This is a genomic window from Histidinibacterium lentulum, assembly GCF_003789055.1.
Taxonomy (GTDB): Bacteria; Pseudomonadota; Alphaproteobacteria; order Rhodobacterales; family Rhodobacteraceae; genus Oceanicola; species Oceanicola lentulus.
The window spans coordinates 1-3,143 of sequence record NZ_ML119100.1 but is presented as its reverse complement, the minus strand read 5'-3'; the positions used below and the strand labels follow the sequence as shown (position 1 = coordinate 3,143).

The 3,143-nt window shown below is 69.3% G+C and carries 2 protein-coding genes; both read right to left on the bottom strand.

Annotation, left to right across the window (positions count from 1 at the left end):
- Positions 1 to 559: 559 nt before the first annotated feature.
- On the bottom strand, positions 560 to 1,603 hold the full coding sequence (locus EAT49_RS20905; RefSeq protein WP_123644212.1) for a thiamine pyrophosphate-dependent dehydrogenase E1 component subunit alpha: 1,044 nt from the start codon (positions 1,601 to 1,603) through the stop codon (positions 560 to 562).
- A gap of 240 nt (positions 1,604 to 1,843) precedes the next feature.
- Positions 1,844 to 3,142 (bottom strand): M24 family metallopeptidase, encoded by a 1,299-nt coding sequence (locus EAT49_RS20900; protein ID WP_123644211.1) that lies wholly within the window; start codon positions 3,140 to 3,142, stop codon positions 1,844 to 1,846.
- Position 3,143 lies beyond the last annotated feature (1 nt).

Sequence of the window (3,143 nt, the reverse complement as noted above, 5' to 3'; positions counted from 1 at the left end):
GAGCACCTTGAAGGGCGTGCCCGCCTCGGCCACGTCCTCGCCGATGATGAAGACGGTCGGGTCGCGCCGCATCTCCTCGGCGAGCGCCTCGTTGACGGCTTTCGAGAGCGTGATCTGGCGGGTCATCCGCGGGGTCCTTCTGTCTGGGCATGCGGGGTGGCGCGGGCCGTGTGCGAGCTTGAGGGGCAGGATGTCGGGCGACCATTGGCCACGTCGGTCTGCGACGCCGGAGCGAGGGGCGCGCGGGCGACCAGCCCGCGCCGCGGCCGCCCCTCCCCAAGGGCGGGCGCATGGTCAGGTCCCGCGCCGAACGGATGTGCGGCGGGGTGGAGGGATAAAGCACCCCGCTCGGGCGGTCCAAAGCGCCCGCCCAGGGGCGGCCACGGCGCGGGCCGGTCGTGCGGCGTTCCGGATGGCGGGTTAAAAACCCGCCCTACACGCAGCGGCGACCGCTCCGCTCTGGTGCGGGGCCGCGGCGGGTTGAAAACCCGCCCTACCCGGAACGGCGACCGCTCCGCCTGTGCCCGGGCGGGGGCGCGGCCCGTGGCTCCCACCCCCCTCACGCCTTCGCCCCGTCGATATAGGCCAGCGCATGGGGCACGCCGGCAAAGACATGCATGTCCACCTCCTCGCCCGGCGGGTAGGGCGCCTCGAGCGCATAGGCCACGGCCTCGGCGGCATCCTCCTCCACCGCCTGCCCGATCGCCACCAGCTCCTCGGCCGAGGCCACGCCCTCGGCCTCCAGCCACTTGCCGAAGTTCACGATCGGGTCGCGGAGGCTCTTCCACTCCGCCTCCTCGTCCCTGGCGCGGTAGTAGTCGCGGTTGATGTCGCCCACGTGGTGGCCGTGGTAGCGGTAGGTCTCGAGCTCGACGAAGAACGGCCCCTCGCCGCGCCGGGCCCGGCCCACGAGATCGCGCGCGAGCCGGTTCACCGCGAGCACGTCCTGCCCGTCCACGGTGAAGCTCTCGATCCCGAAGGCCTCGGCGCGCTTGCGGATCTCGCCCGCCGCGATCTCGGCGGTCCTGGTGTACTCGGAATAGCCGTTGTTCTCGCAGGCATAGATCACCGGCAGCTTCCAGAGCGCCGCCATGTTCATCACCTCGTACCAGAGGCCCTGGGCCGTGGCGCCGTCCCCGAAGAAGCAGACCGTCACGTCCTCGGCGCCCTGCAGCTTGGCGCGCAGCGCCGAGCCCGTGGCGATCCCCATGGAGCCGCCCACGATGGCATTGGCGCCGAGATTGCCGTTCGACTGGTCGGCGATGTGCATGGACCCGCCCTTGCCCCGGCAATAGCCCTCGGCCCGGCCCAGAAGCTCGCAGAACATCTCCTTGAACTCCGCGCCCTTGGCCACGCAGTGCCCGTGGCCGCGATGGGTCGAGGTGATCCGGTCGGTCACCTCCAAGGCCTCGCAGATGCCCACGGCCACCGCCTCCTGGCCCGAATACATGTGGGTGAGCCCCGGCATCTTCGCCGAGAGATAGAGCTGGTTCGCCTGGTCCTCGAAGGCCCGGATGCGCACCATCTGCCGGTACATCCTGAGATAATCCTCGGCATTGTCCTTGGGATCGCCCGCCGCCGCTTTCGTCGCGCGCTTCGCCATGTCTCGTCCGTCCTCTGTCACGAAGGGCCGCGGCGCCCGCTCGCGCCGCTCCCCTCTCCTCATCTGGCCAGAAATCCTCCGGGGGGAGGCGAAGCCGGGGGGCAGCGCCCCCCTCCCACCTCGCCCCCGGGGGCCGCGTCCCGGGCGGCGCGCCGCCCCCCGGGCTGCCGTAGGGTGGGTTTCCAACCCACCGCTCTCCCCGGTCCCCCGTAGGGTGGGTCTCGAACCCACCCCCTCTCCTCAATACCGGTTCGCGATCGGCAGCTCCTCGGCCGGGAAGAGGCTGATCACCTCGCAGCCCGTGTCGGTCACCACCACCTCCTCCTCGATCCGCGCGGCGGAATAGCCGTCCGCGGCCGGGCAGTAGGTCTCGAGCGCGAAGACCATGCCGGTCTCGATCTCCATCGGGTTGTCGAGGCTGACCGCCCGGCTGATGATCGGCCGCTCGTGGAGCGCAAGCCCCAGCCCGTGGCCGAACTGCAGCCCGAAGGCCGCGAGCTCGTTCGGGAACCCGAGGCTCTCGGCCGTGGGCCAGAGCTTCGCCACCTGGTCGGTGGTGACCCCGGGCTTGATCGCCTGGATCGCGGCGTCGAGCCATTCGCGGGCCTTGACGTAGGCGTCGTGCTGCACCGGCGTCGCGCGGCCGATGTTGAAGGTCCGGTAGTAGCAGGTCCGGTAGCCCTGGTAGGACTGCAGGATGTCGAAGAAGGCCTGGTCCCCGGGCCGGAAGTAGCGGTCGGTGAAGTTGTGCGGATGCGGATTGCAGCGCTCGCCCGCGATGGCGTTGATCGCCTCCACGTCGTCCGAGCCCATCTCGTAGAGCATCTTGTTGGCCATCGCCACGATGTCGTTCTCGCGGATGCCCGGCTTCAGCTCCTCCCAGATCATGTGGTAGACCCCGTCCACCATGGAGGCCGCCTGGGTCAGGAGCTGGATCTCGTCCCAGTTCTTGATCTCGCGCGCCGACAGCATGACCTGCTGGCCGTCCACCACGTTCAGCCCCGCCTCCTTCAGCGCGTGGAACATCGCCGTCTCGGCATAGTCCACGCCCACCGGCATGCCCTTCATGCCCGCATCCTCGATCAGCCCCGCGATCTCCTCGGCATAGAGCTTCATCAGCCCGAACGAGGGCGGGATCGTCCCGCGCATCCCCACCACGCCCGCGCGGCAGTTCTCGGGCAGGAGCCAGTCGGCATACTTCTTGTGATGCACCGCCGCAGAGCCGAAATCCCACACATAGGGCGCATCGTCCCCCGTCATCAGCGCAAAGCGGCACATCTTGTCCCGCTCCCACTCGCCGATCTTCGTCCCCGTCACGTAGCGGATGTTGTTCACGTCGAAGAGCAGGAGCGAGCCGCACTCGCTCTTCTTCAGCGCCTCCCGCGCCCGGCTCAGCCGGTACCGCCGCAGCCGGTCATGATCCACGCGCCGCTCGAAATCCACCGACGTATGACCCCACGCCGGCAAACGACCCTCCCAACGCCAGTGCGGATCAAGATCCATCGGCTGCAATACATTCGGCGTCAACGCCATGTTCATG